The sequence below is a fragment of the Sorangiineae bacterium MSr11367 genome (assembly GCA_037157805.1).
Classification (GTDB): Bacteria; Myxococcota_A; Polyangia; order Polyangiales; family Polyangiaceae; genus Pendulispora; species Pendulispora rubella.
Genome location: CP089983.1, coordinates 11,390,860 through 11,409,107, shown reverse-complemented (window position 1 = coordinate 11,409,107; position 18,248 = coordinate 11,390,860). Strand labels below are relative to the sequence as shown.

Annotated in this window: 16 protein-coding genes; 7 read left to right on the top strand and 9 right to left on the bottom strand. The window is 66.0% G+C overall.

What is annotated here, in order from left to right; genetic code table 11:
• Positions 1-83: 83 nt before the first annotated feature.
• From LVJ94_44370 to LVJ94_44345, 6 genes are all read right to left on the bottom strand, one after another.
• A complete protein-coding gene (locus tag LVJ94_44370; GenBank protein WXB03931.1) occupies positions 84-1,556 on the bottom strand; it encodes a hybrid sensor histidine kinase/response regulator in 1,473 nt (490 codons plus the stop codon).
• Positions 1,557-1,592: 36 nt separating this feature from the next.
• Positions 1,593-3,446 (bottom strand): chloride channel protein, encoded by a 1,854-nt coding sequence (locus LVJ94_44365; protein WXB03930.1) that lies wholly within the window; start codon positions 3,444-3,446, stop codon positions 1,593-1,595.
• A 106-nt stretch (positions 3,447-3,552) separates the two neighbouring features.
• Positions 3,553-4,986, bottom strand: coding sequence for a hypothetical protein (locus tag LVJ94_44360; protein WXB03929.1), 1,434 nt, complete (start codon positions 4,984-4,986; stop codon positions 3,553-3,555).
• A gap of 35 nt (positions 4,987-5,021) precedes the next feature.
• On the bottom strand, positions 5,022-5,609 hold the full coding sequence (locus tag LVJ94_44355; protein WXB03928.1) for a hypothetical protein: 588 nt from the start codon (positions 5,607-5,609) through the stop codon (positions 5,022-5,024).
• Positions 5,606-6,190 carry an RNA polymerase sigma factor gene (locus tag LVJ94_44350; GenBank protein ID WXB03927.1) on the bottom strand — a complete coding sequence of 195 codons (585 nt, stop codon included), beginning with the start codon at positions 6,188-6,190 and terminating at the stop codon, positions 5,606-5,608. The genes LVJ94_44355 and LVJ94_44350 overlap by 4 nt, the downstream gene beginning before the upstream one ends.
• A 117-nt stretch (positions 6,191-6,307) precedes the next feature.
• Entirely contained in the window at positions 6,308-7,285 is a 978-nt protein-coding gene (locus LVJ94_44345) for a hypothetical protein (protein WXB03926.1), read from the bottom strand.
• Between the two features lie 333 nt (positions 7,286-7,618).
• Here LVJ94_44345 and LVJ94_44340 point away from each other — a divergent pair, with 333 nt between their 5' ends.
• The 3 genes from LVJ94_44340 to LVJ94_44330 are packed head-to-tail and all read left to right on the top strand — an operon-like array spanning position 7,619 to position 10,486.
• Positions 7,619-8,575 (top strand): hypothetical protein, encoded by a 957-nt coding sequence (locus LVJ94_44340; GenBank protein ID WXB03925.1) that lies wholly within the window; start codon positions 7,619-7,621, stop codon positions 8,573-8,575.
• 17 nt (positions 8,576-8,592) lie between these two features.
• Positions 8,593-9,294 carry a hypothetical protein gene (locus tag LVJ94_44335; protein ID WXB03924.1) on the top strand — a complete coding sequence of 234 codons (702 nt, stop codon included), beginning with the start codon at positions 8,593-8,595 and terminating at the stop codon, positions 9,292-9,294.
• A gap of 13 nt (positions 9,295-9,307) precedes the next feature.
• Complete coding sequence (locus LVJ94_44330; protein WXB03923.1) at positions 9,308-10,486, top strand: hypothetical protein; 1,179 nt, start codon at positions 9,308-9,310, stop codon at positions 10,484-10,486.
• 160 nt (positions 10,487-10,646) lie between these two features.
• Here LVJ94_44330 and LVJ94_44325 read toward each other — a convergent pair whose 3' ends face one another.
• Positions 10,647-11,948: a pyridoxal phosphate-dependent aminotransferase gene (locus LVJ94_44325; protein ID WXB03922.1), complete on the bottom strand. Its 1,302-nt coding sequence runs from the start codon at positions 11,946-11,948 to the stop codon at positions 10,647-10,649.
• 49 nt (positions 11,949-11,997) lie between these two features.
• Here LVJ94_44325 and dinB point away from each other — a divergent pair, with 49 nt between their 5' ends.
• From dinB to LVJ94_44310, 3 genes are all read left to right on the top strand, one after another.
• On the top strand, positions 11,998-13,176 hold the full coding sequence (gene dinB / locus LVJ94_44320) for a DNA polymerase IV (GenBank protein WXB03921.1): 1,179 nt from the start codon (positions 11,998-12,000) through the stop codon (positions 13,174-13,176).
• Positions 13,177-13,266: 90 nt separating this feature from the next.
• Positions 13,267-13,716, top strand: coding sequence for a hypothetical protein (locus tag LVJ94_44315; protein ID WXB03920.1), 450 nt, complete (start codon positions 13,267-13,269; stop codon positions 13,714-13,716).
• A 72-nt stretch (positions 13,717-13,788) separates the two neighbouring features.
• A complete protein-coding gene (locus LVJ94_44310) occupies positions 13,789-14,400 on the top strand; it encodes a deoxynucleoside kinase (protein WXB03919.1) in 612 nt (203 codons plus the stop codon).
• Here the strand turns inward: LVJ94_44310 and LVJ94_44305 are convergent.
• Positions 14,397-15,302, bottom strand: a complete 906-nt coding sequence (locus tag LVJ94_44305) for a LysR family transcriptional regulator (GenBank protein WXB03918.1) — start codon at positions 15,300-15,302, stop codon at positions 14,397-14,399. The two genes, LVJ94_44310 and LVJ94_44305, sit on opposite strands and share 4 nt — an antisense overlap.
• A 121-nt stretch (positions 15,303-15,423) precedes the next feature.
• Between LVJ94_44305 and LVJ94_44300 the strand changes: the two genes are divergently transcribed.
• Positions 15,424-16,332, top strand: coding sequence for an NmrA/HSCARG family protein (locus tag LVJ94_44300; GenBank protein ID WXB03917.1), 909 nt, complete (start codon positions 15,424-15,426; stop codon positions 16,330-16,332).
• A gap of 9 nt (positions 16,333-16,341) precedes the next feature.
• Here LVJ94_44300 and LVJ94_44295 read toward each other — a convergent pair whose 3' ends face one another.
• On the bottom strand, positions 16,342-18,228 hold the full coding sequence (locus tag LVJ94_44295) for a response regulator (protein ID WXB03916.1): 1,887 nt from the start codon (positions 18,226-18,228) through the stop codon (positions 16,342-16,344).
• Positions 18,229-18,248 lie beyond the last annotated feature (20 nt).

The window sequence follows — 18,248 nt, the reverse complement described above, 5'->3', positions numbered from 1 at the left end:
GTGCGGGTAAAGCGCCGGCGTCTCGCCGGGTGGAACGAGGCGGGTTTGCGCTAACGGACGCTGAATCTAGAAGCGTATCTCCCTCAGCGCGGGAGCTCCACGGTAAACGTAGAGCCTCGCCCCACCTGGCTCTCGACGGTGACTTGCCCGCCGGAAGCCTCCACGATTTGTCTCACGATCCAGAGGCCGAGGCCAAATCCGCCGTAATGACGCACCGACACGGCGCGCTCGAACCTGTCGAAAATACGGGCCTGTTGTTCAGGCGCGATGCCGATGCCCTGATCGTGGACCGTCAGTCGGGCGTTTCCATTGTCGTGCGATACCTGCACCAAAATGGGTTTGCCCTGGCCATACTTGATGGCATTCGACAGAAGATTGCTCGTGATCTGCTCGATGCGCGTCGGGTCCCAGTGGCCGACGACGCTGTCCTCGCCGCGGATATCGATGACGCTCCCACTCTGGCGCGACTCCGACGAGAGGGCATCGGCCGTGTCGCGCACGACGGCGGTGAGGTCGACCTCTTCCGGCGTGAGCCGCAGCCGCCCGCCGGTGATGCGTGACACGTCGAGGAGCTGGCGCACCAGGTTGCTCAGTCGGTCGACCTGGCGCCCGACCACCGCGAGCTTTTCCTGCAGTTGCACCGGCGTCTGCTCGCGCCGCTGGAGCCGTTCGATCTGCAGCTTGAGGGGGGTGAGGGGGGTGTGCAGCTCGTGCGAGGCAATGGAGAGGAAGTCGTCGCGGATGCGGACGGCGTTCTGGAGCTCCGCCTCCACTTGTTTCAAACGTGTGACGTCGACCAAGGACACGATGCGCATCGCCTCGTGGCCGTAACCCTGCGGGATCTCCGCGCCGGTGGCCACGAAGGTGCGCAGGCCGTCGTGGGTCTGCCAGGTGAGCTCGTGCGGGGTGCCATCGTAGGCGATTTCCGGCGCCGCCGGGAGCTTGCCGCCCGCGAGCTCGTGCGAGGCCCGGTTGGCGAAGTGCACGCGCCCCGTCTCCGCGTGCACGAAGAGCAGCGGGGTGGGCATGAGGTCGAGGATGGTCTCGAGCCAGAGTCGCTGTTGCTCTTGGTCGACGCGGCGGCTCTCGCGGCTCTGGAGCTGGAGGGCCTCGATTTCCTTCTGCCGAAGGCGCGCTTCTTGTTGAAGGATGCGTTGGCCCCGCTCGTAGAGCTCGACGAAGACGGACACTTTGGAGCGCACGATGGCCGGTTCGTACGGTTTGACCACGTAGTCGACGGCACCGTACTCGTAGCTCTTGAGACGCAGGCTCGTCTCGGCCGTCAAAAAGATGATGGGCGTGTGCCTCGACTTTGCGCGCTGTTTGATGGCCGCCGCCGTTTCGAGGCCGTCCATCCCAGGCATGCGCAGGTCGAGCAGAATGACCGCGAAATCGTGTTCGAGCAGGAGCCGGAGCGCACCTTCGCCCGAACGAGCCTTCATGATTCGCTGCCCCAAGGGCTCGAGCACCGCCTCGAGTGCCAGCAAATTGGCCGGATCGTCGTCGACTAAAAGAATGCTCGACGGCGTAACCCCACCCTCGAACTCCGACGTCATCTCAGTTCACCTCGCAATGTCCTCTGGGGAAAGACTCTAGTGTGCCTTGGGTTTGGGTTTCTCCATAGCTACAGGCTTCGTTGCCGTTCGGCCGTGATAAGTCTTGGTGATCTCCGCCTCATCGAGAAAGCCGATGATGCGTCCGCCATCGTCTAAGACGATGAGTTCTCGCGCATCGTTCGACAAGAGAAGTTCGAGAGCGACATGCAAATCGTCGGCTTGGTGAACGGATACCGGAGCCGCCATCATGTCGTCGGCGAGCGCCAGACCGCTGAGGTCAGGATCGGCCGCCATCGTTCGCATGACCTCGGCGTTCACGATGCCCGCGAGCTTTCCATGCTCGTCGAGAACCGGGAAGGCGTCTTGCCATGCGGTGCTTGCGATCTGTCGGATGACTTCTCGGGCAGGCGTATCTCGCCGGAACGAAATGAACGGCCGGTCTTTTATGACGACATCGCCCACGCGGATTTCTTTGAGAACATCGAAAATGAGATCGTCGCGATGCGCTGGCGATTCACGCTTGGTGGGAACTTGCGCATGGTAGAGCGAACGATTGCGCAGGGCGACGAAGGCGATGCCCTCGGCGAGCATGAGCGGGACGAGCAAATCGTAGCTTCCCGCGAGCTCGCACGTCATGACCAGTGAGGCGATGGGTACGTGGGCGAGACCTCCGTAAAACGTGGCCATGCCGACGAGGGCGAAGGCGCCCGGATCGATGCGCGGGTCGTGCAAGACGAGGCTCGCCGCGCGGCCAAAGGCCCCACCGAAGATGCCGCCAATGACGAGCGACGGGCCGAAGTCGCCCGCGCTGCCACCCGACCCGACGGTGAGCGACGTGGCGAGGATCTTCACCAGGCCGAGGAGCAGGAGGAGCTCGACACCGCGCCATCCCTCGGGAAACCAGGATGCGCCGGTGATGGCCACCTGGGCGGCTCCGTAGCCACCGCCCAAGATGCCGAGGCCTTGCCCCTCGGCGCCGACGCTGGGCGCGACGAGCATGATCACGGGCGTGGCGGAGGCTCCGAGGAGCAAGCCGCCGAGCGCGGGCTTGCTCCATGCGGGGAGCGGGAGTGCCTTCGTGTAGTGCTGCACGCCGTGGAGCGCGCCGGCGAATCCGGCGGCGACCAGTGAGACGAGGATCGCCATGAGCGCGTAGAGCGGCAGGTGCACCGGCACGAAGGGGTAGCGCACGGCATGGGCGAACAAGGTGGACTCGCCGAAGAACGAGATGAAGACGGAGTAGGCGACGACGCTGGAGAGGACCGCCGGCACGACGGCGTCGGATTCGAAGTCGTCACGGTGCAGGACTTCGACGGCGAGCAATGCGGCGCCCAGCGGGGTGCGGAAGACGGCGGCCATGCCGGCGGCGGTTCCTGCCACGAGAAGGATGCGCCGTTCGCGATCGCTGACCCGCAGGTAGCGGCCGATGATCGAGCCGATGCTGCCGCCGATGAGCATGGTCGGCCCTTCGCGCCCGCCCGAGCCCCCCGAGCCCAAGGTGAAGACGGACACGAGGCCTTTGATGAAGGGGACGCGGCGCCGAACGTGGCCGCCTTGGTGGTGGAAGGCGTGGATGATGGCGTCGGAGCCACCGCCCAGGGTCTCCGGTGCGCATCGCGCGGAGATGATGCCGGCGGCGAGCGCGCCGATGGCGGGGATGGCCCAGAGGAGCCAGGGTCGGAAGGGGAGGGGCGATGCCACCTCGCCAATGAGCTGTTCACCGTGCGCCCGCAGCGGGTTGTAGCCGGCCAGGTGCTCGAGGGTCAGGGTGGTGACGAACTCGAGGGTCGCGAAGAAGAGCGTGCCGGCCAGACCGGCGGCGGCGCCGACCAGCGCCGAGTGCAGGAGCATCCGCCCGAGCAGCTGCAGGTCGAGCGGCGACGGAGGCACCCCCCGCGCCGCGCGAGGAAGGAATTTGCGCCAGCGAGGGGGCGGCGCGGCAGGAGGTGGATTCTCCGGGGGCAAGCCACGGGGAGCTTACCCGAGACCGGCGAGACTACGGAGTGCTGCGGTACGGGCCTTCGCCGGGAACCGGGGTCGACCTCATCGGGGACTTCTTCTCGGCGAATCCCGCGAGGCGCGTGGCCACCAGCGCGCCGAACCCGATGAGCCCGACGACCGCGACCGTGATCCAGCCGACCAGGGGAAGCGCGGAGAGGATCAGGAAGACGGCGCAACCGACCGCAAGGTGCACGTGCTGATTCTCGGTGCGGTGCGCGACGAGGCCTTTGCCGAGCGTGGCCAGGGCCGCGCAGATGCCCGCGTAGATGCCGAACGCACCGACGAGCACGCCGACGATGGCGATGGGGATGCCGATGACGGTCACGCAGAGGGCCACCAAGCCAACGACGGTGGCGAGGGTCGCGAGGATGCCGATGGCGAAGCTGCGCATCGGGCGGGCGGCGATTTCCATGCGCAGAAGATCCATGCGGCGCGTGGCGAGCGACAAGAGCACGGCGCCGAGCACGAAGAGCAACGCGGTGTGCTCGACGGCGTTCGACACGTGTTCGGCGAGGCTCTTGTACCAAGGACGGTGCTCGTCGGTGTGGCTCGTCCACGACATGCCCGGCATGCCCGTCCAGCCGCCTTTGCGCTCGGGCTTCTCCGTCGACGGCGTGCTGTCGCTGCCGACCCGGGCGCCCGGCTGCTGATCCACCAGGCCGCCGACCACGCCCACTTCTCCATCGACGCAGGCACCGCTTTCGAGCCGCACTTTCCCGCCGATGGCGCTGACGTCCCCGAGGATATGTCCGCCTTCGTACACGGTGGCGGAGCCGCCCATCACGACCAGATCGCCGCGCACCTCGCCGTAGACTTCCACGGAGCCGCCCATGACCACGAGGTCGTCGACAACGTCGCCCTTTTCGACACGGGCCGAGCCTCCGGTGATGATGCGGTCGTTCGACTTGCCGTGGTGCTTCTTCTTGCCGTGGTGCGACTTGGAATGCGACTCCTCTTGGTCCTCCTCCATGGTGCCGTTCGCGGGATCCGGGTTCGGATCGTCGTTGTCACCGAAGGGCGGTGGGATCGGAGGAATGGGAGGCATGGCGGGAACGGGAGGAACGGCGGGAACGCCGGGCGGCGCGCCCGTGGCTCCTTGGCCGGCCTCGCGCGAGATGACGACGACGTTCCCTTCTCGTTGGGCGATGTAATTGCCGTCGTTGAGGACGAGCTCGAGCACCTTGGTGGGGGGAAGATCTTTGACGTGGATGTCGACGAGATCGCCCGGCGGGGCATGCACGACGACGTTCCAGCCGGCGGCGGCGGCGATGCGGCGTACGGCGTCGGTCTTGAGGGCGTTGGAGACGTCGAGCGAGATTTTCTTTTCCTCGCCAGGCCAGGTTCCTTCCCGCTTCACCGAAGCGAACGCGGTGCCGGAGAGCACCGTCGTCGAAAGAACGAAGGCAAGGAACCCAAAACCGTACTTCATGACCGTCTCCTGTTTCGTCTGTCGCGTAGGCCGCATCATCGTGAGGCTCCCGAGTGCCCTTGCGGCGCCGCCATGCGTGCGCGTCCAGGGGCCCGCACGCCGACGGTGATGCCGGCGATGAGCAAGAGCACCGCGCTGGCGTAGCTCACCACGAGGGGCGCTCCGTTGCCGCCCTGCAGCGCTTTGACGATGCCGCGCACCAAATGCGGAATGGCGCGGAGGAGGATGCGCGACGTCTGCTCGTACCAGAGCGAGGCGCCGGCCAGCGACGGGAGGGCCGCCAAACCGGCGACGACGAGGGCTGCCGCGATCGCGAGCCAGGGCAATCGAACCTCGGGCTGAGCGGCCGCAATGGCGGGAACGGGGACGGCAACGTGCTCGTTCGACGTGACCGCACCGACTTCGTTCCAATGCGACCCGACGCGCGCCGAGAGCATGGCCGCTTCGCCGATGGCGACGGTGCAGGCCTCGCACTCGTGCAGGTGGGCGAGGGCAACCTCGGGGATGATGGACATCTGCCCATCGGCGATGGCGGTGCGGGCGATCTCGGAGAGATGGTTCTCCTCGCTGGAGCCAGGCTCGCCCCAAACGATCTCGAGCGGGAGTTGGTCGTTATCGATCATGATTGCCTCGCTTGCTCGTCGAGGAGCTCGGCCATCGCCTTGCGTCCGCGTGTAACCCAGGTTGCCACGGTACCGAGTGGAACCTGCATTTCAGCCGAGATTTCCTGGTAGCTTTTTCCTTCGAGGTGGAATTTGGCGAGGGCGGTGCGGGTGTTTTCGTTGAGGCCTGCGATGGCCTTGCGCACCATGTCTTGGCGCCGCGCACTTTCCATCCGCTCGAGCGGATCGGGCTTGGAGTCGGGAACGCGCTCGACCAAGGCGGGCAGATCCTCGGCCCCGTCGGAGAAATCACGTGCATCTTGCACGGTTCGCGCTCGCTTGCGGGCGCGGAGGACGTCGAGGGCGACGTGGCGGGCAATCCCGATGACCCAAGGGCGAAGCGGCTCGCCGTCGCGCAGGCGGGCCGTACCTTCGAGGGCACGACGAAGGGCTTCGTTTGCGCAATCTTCGACATCGGGATGGCCTTGTCCTTGACGCAGTACCGCGGCGACGACCGCGCGGACGACAGGGTGGAGCTCCGCCGCCCGGAGATGCAACTCGGCGACGCGCGACGGCACGGATGGGTCGACGCGCGGGGACATGAGGAGCGAGAGCATAAACTTGTAAGAGGTTCGTCGGCGATGGCTCGGAAATTTCACCGAGCTCGACCGAAAACGAATCCTTGGCCCCTACCGGCAGAAAAGGCCGGATTTGGCGGGCTAGTCGTGGCAGCAGACGGTTGCGCTGCCGGCCAGCTTGGCGGTCGGCTTCGGGGCGGCGCCGGCTTGCGCGCAGGCCTCGTTGCTCACGGTCGCTGCGTAACGCAGTGAGGCATAGGTTCGTGCGGCGCCGCCGCCGGGCCGCGTGATGGCGTTGCACGTGCTGTCGACGAGCACGGAGTCAGGCGAGGGTCCGCAGGCGTTGTCCGTGAACAGCGACGCCGTCCCGGTGCACGTGGCGGAGTAGGTACCGTTGCATCGCGCGCACGTGAGCTCGACGTTGGTCCCGATGGTGCGGGGATCGCCGAAGTCCTCGGGGCAATCGTTGACGACGCCTTCGTGCATGATGCACACATGCTTGTCCGCGCAGAGCACACCCTTGCAGCTGTCGGACGACGACGTGCAGACCTTGAGGGATTTGGCGGTGACGCCAGCGTCGTTCGGAACCCCCTGCAGCGTGCACGTAGCGTTCGTGGTGAGCGGCGTGGCCTGGAAGTGGTTCATGATCCGCGCGCTCTCGAAGGGGTAGCAACCACCATCCGGAAACGTCACGTTCGGGTTGGTGACGGTGTCGTTGCACGACTCCGAGGCGTTGTTGTTCCAGTGGAGGTCCCGCAGTTCGGTCGCGCGGCACTTCGTGCCCACCACTTCGCGTTGTGCCGTGTCGCAGGTGCACGACCCTCCGCCGATCGGTGTGGTGACCCGCGGGAGCGTCTCGAAGCCCTCGGGGCAGGACGAACCGTCGTCCCGGTAGCCGATGGGGACCCAACCCGCGGGCAGCTTCAACGCGGTGCACTTACCGAAGTCGCCTCCGGGGCAGGCATTCGGGTTGGCGTCTCCCGGGCCAGCGTCGTTCGAGCCGTCGGTCTTCGCGTCGGAGGCATTGGCGTCCGGGATGATGCTGCCATCAGGGCCGTCGATGGCCGAGCCGAAGCCGCCTTCGTCGAGGCTGCACGCTACGAAGGCGGTCGCGGTCATGGATGCCAGAAGAGCGATTCGGTACCAACGCATGTCCCCCAGCTTTCGCATGGATCTAAGTAACCCGCGAGCATCGCAAAGCTCGATATCTCCCGTCAATCGCACACCGCGGCGCCGGTGGCGATAGTCCCGCGACGCGGGTCGCGACACTTCGTGGTCCGTCGCGATCCAGTGAACCGCGCCGCGAATGTGATCCACCCTCGCGATCCATGCGGGTAAGTCCGTACGCGCGCGCCTCGCTGGCGTCTCTGGAGACGTCCCGAAAAGCGGCCAATGTAATCCCTCTGTAACAAAGGGGCACCTGCGGCACGACCGTTGCTCTAGGCGCCACGAATGATGCGAGGAAGGACGATGCTCGTCGCGGCGGTCATCGCCGTCGCGGCGGCCATGGCGGCGGGTGGCCGGACGGCAGGCGCCGCGGGCGATGGAGACGTGCAGGCATTCCGCGAACGGTGCGCCACGCGCCTCTCGATTTCTCTCCTGGGCAAGGGCGCCAACGAGGCGCTGCTGGCGTCGGCGGATCCACAGTCGGGTGTCGACGCCTTGCTGGAGAGCGGTGACTTCGTCGAGCGGTTCGCGCGCTTCGCGAACGCAGAGTTCAATCGCGATCCGGGGAAAAACTCGGCGGAGGATGCCTCGTACCACCTGGCCAAGCACGTGGTGAAGAATGGCAAGCCGTGGTCGGACCTGTTCCTCGGCCCGTACAAGGTCGATGCGACGGGGGAGAATGGCGCCGTTCAAGTGACCGAGGACGCCGCCGGCCTCGGGTACTTTCGCAGCCAGCCTTGGTTGCTTCGTTATGCAGGCAACGAATTGGCCGGCCTGAAGATCGCGACGGCGTACCGCATCTTGAACAACGTGGTCGGTCTGCAATTGATGGCCACCACCAACGCGCCCGACGCCGACGTGAGTGCAACGGGGCGGCAGGCAGGATCGTGTACCGGGTGCCATTTCCAGAATTGGTACGCGCTGGATCACGTGGCGAGCGTCCTCTCGAAGAAGGTGACCAACGACAAGGGCGAGGTGTCCTTCAAGCCCTACGAGGGCGGCGCGAAGGACCTTCTGGGGGGCAAATCGATCGCGGACGACAAGCAGGTCGTCCAGGCGTTGGTCGAGTCGGAGAATTTCTCGTTCCAGGCGTGTCGCTTGTCGTTCAAATACCTGTACGGGCGCCCCGAGAATCAGTGCGAGGGGCCGGTGCTCGATCGCTGCATCACCGCGTTCAAGGCCACCAAGACGATTCAGTCGGCGATGGCGGTCATCGCCAAGGATCCGGGATTTTGCCAATGAAACAAGCTTGCTTGCCTTTGCTTATCACTTTGCTTTCGTGTGCGCCGAGCGTCGTCGGGTGCAGCGCCGAGAATCCCGGCGAATGCCTCGACGAGAGCGGATGCGCGGGAAATGGCCCGCCGCACGACGATCCGAAAAAGGTCGTTCCATTGTGCGCCGATACGGGGATTGCGCACGTGGGGCTCGGCGGCGCGGAGCTCACCGCGGGGCGCTTCGAGGCCGTGGCCGGCGGAGACCGCGGCCGCTCGAAGCCGTACAGCGCGCTCGCGTCGGAGTATGCGCGCGTGCTCGGCAAGGACAACAATCCGAGCTTGCTCGCCGACGGTGCCACGGCGACGACGTTCGGGCTGCCGCAGGCGCGTTGGTCGCTCGAGCCGCAGGCGAGCGCGGTGAGCTTGTACACGGCGTACCGCGTAGCCTTCGATGGCTGCCTGCAGCTCACCGGTGCGGTGGCCAATGCGAGCGGCTCGGAACAGGGCGACGCGAAGTACGCGACGGTGCCGGACGCGGAGTCGGCGAAAACCGAGTGCCAAGCGTGGGCGCGCAAGTTCTGGAGTCGGGCGGCAGGGCCCGACGAAGTGCAGGCGTGCGTCGAGGTGGCCGTCACGAGCTCCCTGCAAGAGACTTACAACGCCAAGACGACGAACACACCGCCGCGGCGGCGCTGGGCATACGCGTGTGCGAGCGTTTTGTCGGCGACCGGATTTTTGGCCTACTGAAGGAACGATTTTCATGAGCGACCCTCGTTTTGGGCATTTGTCCCGCCGCGGTCTTTTGAAAGGGCTCGGAGCCCTCGCCGGTGCGAGTTGGCTGGGCACCGCGCATGCGGCCGAGGAGAAGGCTGCGGTCATCAGCATCTTCCTCAGCGGCGGCTACAACGCGCTTTTTCCGAGTGCAAACTCGTTCCGCAACAAGGCATTCGGCGTGAACGATGGGAACGTGAAGTCGCTGGGCAGCAACTTGTACGTCGATGCCGGCTCGCTCGGGAGCCTGGACGACTTTTCGCTGCGGCACATGGCCTCGATCGGCAACCGGCACGGGGCTACGGATCACGCCAACGCGCAGGCCCTCAACTACGGCGACGGGCGCTCGTTCGCGCTGCAGCTCGCGGCGGCCATGGGCGGCTCGGCGGCCATCAAGGCGGCGTCGATGGGGCGCATGCCTCCGGGGCCAAGCAGCGCCGAGGGCGGCGTGTCGTACCAGTTGATCAACGACATGGGGTCGACGATTCGCGCCCTCGGCGGGGGCGATCCCGATCCGAAGCTGCCCGCGCGCAACGTGGCCTCCGAGGCCATCATGCGGGCCACGGCGATGAGCGGCGGCGCGATGGGTAAGAACCCGGGGTCGCTGGTGACCTTCAAAGACGGCTACGCGACCGCCGTCGATACGCTGCGCAAGCCGGTGCAGCCGTTCGTCTTCAAGGACATGGCCGCCGCCTACGGACGCGACGAGAAAACCGCGGTGCGCGACTTCGCCTCCAAGGTCGTTGGGGCGGAGCTCATGGTGCGCGCGGGCGCCAATCTGGTCACCATCACCGACGACTTCAACTGGGACTCGCACGGCGACACCGACGGCAACAACGTGCGCAACATGATGAACGAGCGCATCATCCCGCCGCTGAAGACCTTCCTCGGGCGCCTGCGCACCGACGACCAGCTCAAGTCGATGAACGTCGTGGTGATCCTCCACGGTGACTTCTCACGAAGCCTTCCCGGCTCGGACCATCAGCCCAACATGACCGCCACGGTCATCGGCAAATACGTGAAGACCGGCAGCACCGGCAACACCAACGCCGACGTAGCCCTCGGCCCCAACGTCCCAGGCCCCAAAGCCATGTGGGCCTACTTGGCCAAAGCCGCCCGCTGCCCCGGTGAACCCTTCGGACCAAACCCGCACAGTCTCGTGCTGTAACGGCTAGAGAATTTTCACAGGAAGACGGGAAGACGGGAAGGTTTTAGGGTTTTCAATTCGGCCAATAGGCCAACTGAAAACCTAAAAAAAAGCGTTCAGCGCCGCGTGCGCTGGTTCGTCTTCCCGTCTTCCCGTCTTCCTGTGAATTCTCTCTTCTCTTCTAGAGTCCCTCGACGAGCGCGGTTAAACGGTCGAGGGCGGTGTCGAGGGTGGCGGCGGAGGGACCGAAGGAGAAGCGAACGTAGTGGCGGAAGCGTGAGGCGCGGCCGCCGCGGCGTTTGCCGGGGTTCACGTCGAAGAACTCGCCCGGCACCACGATGACCTTCTTGTCCAAGGCTGCGCGGAAGAGGCCCATGCCGTCGTTCAGGGGAGGCGGGAGCGCGCTGACGTCGCCCCAGAGGTAGAAGGTGCCCTCGGGTGCACGCTCGAAGCGGACGCCGATGCGCTCGAGGCGCGAGTGCAGGCGATCGCGCTTGTCGCGGAAGGCGGCCTGGATGGCCAAGGTCTCCTTCACCACGTGATCCTCGGCCAAGAGCGGGATGGCCGCGCGCTGCAGCGGCTTCGAACCGCCGCCGTCGAGGAACGAGCCGGCGCTGCTGAGCGCATCGATGACCTTCTTCGGACCGACGGTCCAGGTGACGCGCCAGCCGGGGTAGCGCCAGTTCTTCGTGAGGCCGTCGAAGAGCAGAATGGGATCGCGGTTCACGTCCTCCACGTAGCGCGCGGCGCTTTCCACCGGCAGTGCCCCGCGGCGGGTGCGGTAGACGTAGTGCGAATAGAACTCGTCCAGCAACAAGGTGCAATCGAGCTCGCGCGCGACGGAGACCCAGCGCGAGAGCTCTTCGCCCTCGACGTGCTTGCCCGTGGGGTTGCACGGATTGGAGAGCAGGATGGCGCCGAGACCGCGCCCCATGATTTCACGGCGCAGCTCCTCCGTCGAGAAGGCGTAGCCGCGCTCGCCCTCGAGCAGAATCGGGATGGCCGTGAAGGCCTTGAAGATGTCGAGCAGCTCTTCGTACGCCGTGTAATCCGGGAGGAAGTGCCCCAGGTTGATCGACGCGAGGCTCGCCGCGGCCCGCGTGAGTGCTGCGCGGCCACCGCCCGAAACGCAGACGTTCTCCGCCGTGTACTGCGAAGGCATACCGCGCCGGTACAATTGATTGTACAATGCAGCAATTGCCTCGCGCAGCTCGGTGATGCCGGCGACGGGCGCGTACTCTTGATCGTCCACGTCGATGGAGACGTTGTGCACGCGCGGCGGTGCGCCGGGGAGTTCCCCCGTCTCCGGCTGTCCCTGACCGAGGTTGCACCAGTCGGTGTTCGCCGAGGAAAATCCGAGCTTGCTCGCCTCGGTCGTGACGTAGATGACACCGGTTCGCGGCACGGTGCGGAAGGCTCCCGGCGCGCTCGGGCCCGAGCCATTCCGATTTTCGCTTTTGTCACGGTTCGCGTCGTCGGCCATGCTCTGCTTGTAACAGATGCCGAGACCGCGCTCGATCGTCCACGTTGATATGGACGCATTTTATGCTTCCGTCGAGATACGTGACGACCCGCGGCTGGCCGGCAAGCCGGTGCTGGTGGGAGGCTCCAAGCGGCGCGGCGTGGTGCTCGCGGCGTCCTACGAAGCCCGCAAATTCGGACCGCGGTCGGCCATGTCCATGGCAGAGGCCATGCGCCTCTGCCCGCAAGCCCTCGTCGTTCCGCCCCGGCACGAACGCTACGCCGAAGTGAGCCGCAGTGTGTTCGCGATTTTCGAGCGCTACACGCCGCTGGTGGAAGGGCTCAGCGTCGACGAAGCCTTTCTCGACGTGACGGAGAGCCGCTCCTTGTTCGGCGATGGCGAAACCATCGCGCGGGCCATCAAGCGCGACGTCAAAGCCGAGCTGGGGCTCACCGCCTCCGCGGGGGTGGCGCCGTCCAAGTTCGTGGCCAAGGTCGCCAGCGATCTGCGCAAGCCCGACGGCCTCGTCGTGGTGCCTGATGGCGGCGTGGCTGCGTTCCTCGCACCGCTGCCGATCGAGCGGATGTGGGGCGTCGGGCCGAAGACCGCACCGCGGCTGCGCGCGCTAGGCCTGAACACCTTGGGCGATCTCGCCTCCGCCGATCCTCGCGCGCTCGATTCCATGTTGGGAAGCTGGGGCCGGCACGTGCACGATCTCGCGCGCGGCATCGATGCGCGCGACGTCGAACCGGATCGCGCGGCGAAGTCCGTGGGCCACGAGGAGACGTACGAGGAAGATCTGGTCACGGCGGCGGCCATCGAGCGAACGCTGTTGCGACATGCCTCGCGTGTGGCGCAGCGTCTTCTCGAGGCGAGCCTCGCCGGGAACGTCGTGGTCGTGAAATTGAAGTACGCGGACTTCACCCTGCGCACACGTCGGATCTCCCTGCCGGAGCCGGTGTCCGATACGACCAGTATTTTTACAGCGGCGCGGGGCCTTCTGCGCGAGTTCGATCCCGGGCCGGTGCGGCTCACGGGCGTGTCGTTGTCCGGTCTGGTCGACACGGCGTCGGACGGCGGGGGAGCGCAACGCAAGCTGTTCGAGGACGAGCAAGACGTCCGACGTGAGCAATTTCAGCGCGTCGAAGAGGTGGTGCGGGCCATCGGCCAACGCTTTGGCGAGGGCGTCACACGTGCGGCGCTCTTGGACCAAGACGAGAAGTTGGCCCGGGGTCGAAAAACCCGCTAGCCCCTGCTTCGTCGCGAAGCCTCCGGCCCGTCCCGTGGTGCCGGGCTTGCGCACGCATTTCGCAATCACGCTTTCAAGGGAGAGGAAGCCATGCGCCTCATCGGGGACGTGTATCGATCTGTCGTCGTCGCCGCGATTGCCGCTGCTGCGGTGTTGGCACCGGGCGATGTCGATGCCAAAGACTCGCCGGTGGTTGTGGGCGAAGTGTCGACGAGCGTCGTTCGCGCGGGTGTCGATGTTCCTGGCGTTTTGCGCGCAACGGTGGTCGAGGAGCTTCCGACGATCGACCTGAGCCACGCGCGCCGCCGTCCGGTGATTCTCTCCGTGTCGCTGGTGCGGATGGACACCGAAGGCACGGCGACCACCTGCGTGATCTCCGCCACGCTACGTACGAAGAAGGGTGGCGACCTTTTCGCGATGCTCGAGGGACGCGCACAAGCGCAAGAGGGCGACGATTCCGGTGCGCGCGAGCGCAAGGCCCTTCGCCATGCGGTGCGGGGTGCGCTGGAGCGGATCCCCGAGGCCCTGGCCGCGCAATAGAGGACGGCACCAGTTTCCGTTTCACCCCCGAGCCCGGTGTAATAGACACATCGGTGGCGCTCGGGAGTCCCGATGAAACGATACATTGCGGTGGCAGGAACGATTGGCGCGGGAAAGACCTCGCTCGTGGCGTGGCTGGTGAAGCGCTACGGCCTCACGGCTTTTTACGAGCCGAACGAGGCCAACCCGTACCTCGCTGATTTTTACCGCGACATGAAGCGGTGGGCATTTCAGTCGCAGGCGTTTTTTCTCGCGCACAAACTCGAGCTGCATCAGGAGCTCGAGCGCTGCCCCTCGCCCGCGGTCATCGATCGGACCATTTACGAGGACGCGGAGATTTTCGCGCACAGCCTGCACGCGCAAGGAAACATCGATACCCGCGATTGGGAGGTCTACCAGCGCCTGTACCGCGGCATCCTGCGCGCCTTGCGGCCACCGGACGTGCTCATCGCGCTCACGTGTTCCCTCCCCGCGACGAAGAAGCGCATCGCCCGCCGCGGACGCGAAATGGAAAAAGAGATCCCCACCGCGTACCTGCGCGGGCTGCACAAGCTGTACGAGCGCTGGTTCGACACGTACAACTTGTCCCCCATCGTGCGCATCGACACGACGAAGCTCGACTACGTGGAAGATCTGGTCGACCTCATCGACCTGACGCAGACCTTGGACAGGGCCCTTCTCTAAAGTGCTTCCGCCGGTGGGGTGAAGCCCCAGGGTGCCGGCGTGAGCTGCTCCTGGAGGTGCTCGATGAAACTCGTCAGCGTGGGCGAGAGGTGGCGTGTGCTCGGGTAGACGATGTGCACCGGCGTCGATGGAGGCGCCCAATCCGGCAAGACGCGCGCGAGTCGCTTGGCCCGCAGATCGTCGACGCATAGGAACGCGGGCAAGAGCGCGATGCCCAGGCCGGAGATCGTCGCGTGATAGAGCACCTTCATTTCGGTGACCACGAGCCGTGCGGGGACGACGATCTCGCGCACGCCGTGACGGCCGCTCTGCAAGCGAAGACCGGGCAAACCTCCGAAGAGGAGGCACTCGTGATCCTTCAGGTCGTCGGGTGAGCGCGGCCGGCCATGCTTCTTTAGGTACGCGGGGGTGGCGACGACGGTCCACGTGACGCTGCCGAGGCTCCGCGCGATGAGCGATGAGTCTGGGAGCGGGCCGGTGCGGATGCCAAGGTCGTAGCGCTCCTCGATGAGATCCACCATGCGCGCCGTGGAGTTCAGCTCGAGCCGGACCTTCGGGTACCGTTTGAGGTAATCGCTGACGATCGGCGCCAAGAAGGTCGCGTTGGCAGGAGCCGTCACACGCAGCAGCCCGCGCGGAGTGGCTTGCTGCCGGCGCACGGCTTGCTCGGCGTCTTCGAGATCGCTCACGATGCGCACGCAGTGGTCGTAGTAGATGCGGCCGACGTCCGTGAGGCCAAGCTTGCGCGTCGTTCGTTGCAGCAAGCGCGCTTCGAGCCGCTCCTCCAGCTCGGCGACCTTGCGGCTGACCGTCGACTTCGGCATCCCGAGGATCGCCGCGGCCCCTCGGATGCTGCCGGCCTGCACCACCCGCACGAACACCATGATTCCCGTGAGGTCCATATGAGTTGTCCCGTGTATGGGACAGTTTTGCCCGAAGATGCCACCTAATCCACTGGATATGGGACGCCTAAATACCGGGCGGCCTTAGACCAGGAACAAGACGAGAAAGGACGAGACGTTCATGAGCGAAAACGTGATCAGCGTGCTCGGAGGTACCGGTGCGCAAGGTGGTGGCGTCGTCGATGCGCTGCTGGCAGCGGGCAGCTACAAAGTCAGGGTGGCAACCCGCAACCCGTCCAGCGATGCTGCGAATGCGCTGAGGGCTCGCGGTGTCGAGGTCGTGAAGGCCGACATGCTCGAGCCATCGAGTCTGAAAGGTCTCTATGAAGGCGCGCATGGTGCGTTCGTGGTGAGCAACTTCTGGGATCCCGTTCAGGGCGAGCGCGAGGAGGAGCTCGCAGTCCGTGCCGTGAACATCGCCCGATCCGCTGGGGTGAAACACCTCGTCTGGTCGACGCTGCCCGACGTGAAGACGATCTCGGGCGGGCGCTTCGAGGTGAAACACTTCACCCTGAAGGCGCGCGTGGATGCCGTGGTGCGGTCTGCCGGCTTCGACCGGCACACGTTCGTCGAGGCGCCGTTCTACTTCCAGAATCTTCTGAAACCACTCGCACCGCAGCCGCTGCCGGACGGTGGGCGCGGTTGGGCGGTTCCAATGGATCCTGCGGCGCGCGTCATCCACGCGGGGGACATCACCGACCTTGGTCGCACGGTCGCTGCCGCATTCGGCGCTGGAGACGCGCTGGCGAACGGTAGCTACCTCGCGGTGTGCGGCGGTACGTACTCATGGGACGATTTCGTCGCGACGTTCCGTGCGCTCGGACACGACGTTCGCGTCGTAAGGGTTGCGCCGGAGGTTTATGACGGTTTCTTCCCCAACGCGAAGGAGGCGCGCGAGATGTTTCAGTACTTCGAGGCGTATAGCTATTTCGGTCCCGAAGCGGCGGCGAACATCGCCGCCGCCAAGGCTCTCGTTCCCAGCGGCTTCGCGACCTTTTCCGACTGGGCGCGCAAGAACATCAACGACTGACTTTTGCCCTTAGCTGGCGATGCGCTCGCGCACCAGTTCGCGGATGCGAGCGATGTCGGCCGGCTTTTCCAATCGCGGATTGGGGACGCGCTCGAGGAATTCGCGGGCGCCGGCGGTGGAGGCGCCGCCGGTGAAGAAAATGAGCTTGGTGCACTGCACGGGGTTCGTGCGGCGCAGTTCCTCGTACAGGTCCATGCCGCTCATTTCGGGCATCATCAGGTCGCACAGGACGAGATCGAACGAGGTGCCGCCGGCCATGAGATCCAGTGCGGCGCGGGCCGACTGCACGGCGGTGACTTCGTAGTCGCGCTTCAAGCTTCGTTGCAGGGAGCTGCACACGAGGGGTTCGTCGTCGACGATGAGCAGGTGCGCGCGCTGGACGTGGGGGCGGGCGATGGGCAACGTGGCCGACACGTTGGCGGGCAGCTCGACGCGGAAGGTGCTGCCGCGCCCAAGCTCGCTCTCCACGGTGATGCGACCGCGCAGGGCATGCACGATCTGCTGGCACACGAAGAGCCCCAGGCCCGTGCGCACGGTGGGCGTCGTGGTAAAGAACGGGTCGAAGATGCGCTCGCGGACCTTGGCCGACATGCCCGCGCCCGTGTCGGACACCTCGACGATGACCCGATCGCGATCCGAGCGCGTGGCCACGCGTACGGTGTGCTCGCGCGCACGGCCCTCGGGGATGGCTTGCGTGGCATTGAGGAGCAAATTGATGAACACGTGCGCCAGGCGTCCGTCGTTGGCGATGATGTCCGGGACCTGGGCGTATTCCGTGACCAGCCGCGCGCGTTCGCGGATCTCCGACTTGGTCATGTTGAACGCGAGTTCGAGCACGCGGTGCACGTCGACCGCGCCTTTGCGGTCGTCGCGGGCCTGGGAGAAGATCTTGAGATCGCGCGCGATGATCTCGACACGCTCGGCCCCTTGGCGGGCGTCGGCCAGCGCCTCACGCACGTGGTTGATTCGCTCGCCTCCCTCGAGGCGCGCGAGCTCGTCGATGGCGAATACCAGGTTCGAGCGGACGTAGGCCAGCGGGTTGTTGATCTCGTGCGCCACCGACGCCGCGAGCGAGCTCCCGCGCGAAAAGCGATCCGCGAGGAGAAGGCGCGCCTGCGTGTCGAGGTGCTGGCTCACGTCGCGCGCGAGCAAGGCACTCGCGGGGCGGCCGCCCCAGACGATGGGTACCTCGATGACCTCCGCGGCGAGCATGCTTCCGTCTGCGAGCACGAAGCGGCAAATTATCGGGTTGCCTGCACTGGCTCGGCTGCGGCTGGCGGGAGCGTCGAGCAGGGCGCGATCCTCTTCGCGCACCAAGTCGAGCAGCGAGGAGCCGACGAGTTGGTCGGGGCGCTCGCAGCCGAGGTCGCGCAGGGTGCGGGCGTTCACGTGCAGGATGCGCCCGCGATCGTGCACGAGGATGGCTTCGGGGATCTGCTCCAGCACATCGCGGAAGCGCGCATCCGACCGTTGCAGTGCCGCGCGCGCAGCCCGGCGTTCGAGAACGCGCCGCAGCGTGCGCTCGAACCGCGGTGTGGCCAGCTGGCTTCGATCGAGAATGTCGAACGCCCGCATCGCCAGCGCAGGGCGGCCTGCGAACGGGTCGGCATCCTGGTCCGCTAGACGGGCCAGCACGACGATGGGCGTGTCGCCGCCATGTCGTTCCAACAGCTCGAAGTTGGTGCGCTTGGCCAGCTCGAAGTCGACGAGGCCGACGTCGTGCTCGTCGCGCGCAAGGGCGAACGATGCGGCGTCGGCCGCGCGCGTCCATGTGAACGACGTTTCCGAGAGCCCTTGAAGGCGCGCGAGCGCACTTCGAACGAGGCTGGCATCGGCTTCGTCGTCGGCGACGAGCAGCAGGCGGACCGCTGCGAGACTTCCCCCGTGGTCGTCCATCTACAAGACACGTTGCTGTG

What these genes read in the sequence shown, in the direction of transcription:
- LVJ94_44370 (WXB03931.1), bottom strand. Translation starts at nt 1,556, where the DNA reads ATGACGTCGGAGTTCGAGGGTGGGGTTACGCCGTCGAGCATTCTTTTA.
- LVJ94_44360 (WXB03929.1), bottom strand. Translation starts at nt 4,986, where the DNA reads ATGAAGTACGGTTTTGGGTTCCTTGCCTTCGTTCTTTCGACGACGGTG.
- LVJ94_44355 (WXB03928.1), bottom strand. Translation starts at nt 5,609, where the DNA reads ATGATCGATAACGACCAACTCCCGCTCGAGATCGTTTGGGGCGAGCCT.
- LVJ94_44350 (WXB03927.1), bottom strand. Translation starts at nt 6,190, where the DNA reads ATGTCCCCGCGCGTCGACCCATCCGTGCCGTCGCGCGTCGCCGAGTTG.
- LVJ94_44345 (WXB03926.1), bottom strand. Translation starts at nt 7,285, where the DNA reads ATGACCGCGACCGCCTTCGTAGCGTGCAGCCTCGACGAAGGCGGCTTC.
- LVJ94_44340 (WXB03925.1), top strand. Translation starts at nt 7,619, where the DNA reads ATGATGCGAGGAAGGACGATGCTCGTCGCGGCGGTCATCGCCGTCGCG.
- LVJ94_44330 (WXB03923.1), top strand. Translation starts at nt 9,308, where the DNA reads ATGAGCGACCCTCGTTTTGGGCATTTGTCCCGCCGCGGTCTTTTGAAA.
- LVJ94_44325 (WXB03922.1), bottom strand. Translation starts at nt 11,948, where the DNA reads ATGGCCGACGACGCGAACCGTGACAAAAGCGAAAATCGGAATGGCTCG.
- dinB (WXB03921.1), top strand. Translation starts at nt 11,998, where the DNA reads ATGGACGCATTTTATGCTTCCGTCGAGATACGTGACGACCCGCGGCTG.
- LVJ94_44315 (WXB03920.1), top strand. Translation starts at nt 13,267, where the DNA reads ATGCGCCTCATCGGGGACGTGTATCGATCTGTCGTCGTCGCCGCGATT.
- LVJ94_44310 (WXB03919.1), top strand. Translation starts at nt 13,789, where the DNA reads ATGAAACGATACATTGCGGTGGCAGGAACGATTGGCGCGGGAAAGACC.
- LVJ94_44305 (WXB03918.1), bottom strand. Translation starts at nt 15,302, where the DNA reads ATGGACCTCACGGGAATCATGGTGTTCGTGCGGGTGGTGCAGGCCGGC.
- LVJ94_44300 (WXB03917.1), top strand. Translation starts at nt 15,424, where the DNA reads ATGAGCGAAAACGTGATCAGCGTGCTCGGAGGTACCGGTGCGCAAGGT.
- LVJ94_44295 (WXB03916.1), bottom strand. Translation starts at nt 18,228, where the DNA reads ATGGACGACCACGGGGGAAGTCTCGCAGCGGTCCGCCTGCTGCTCGTC.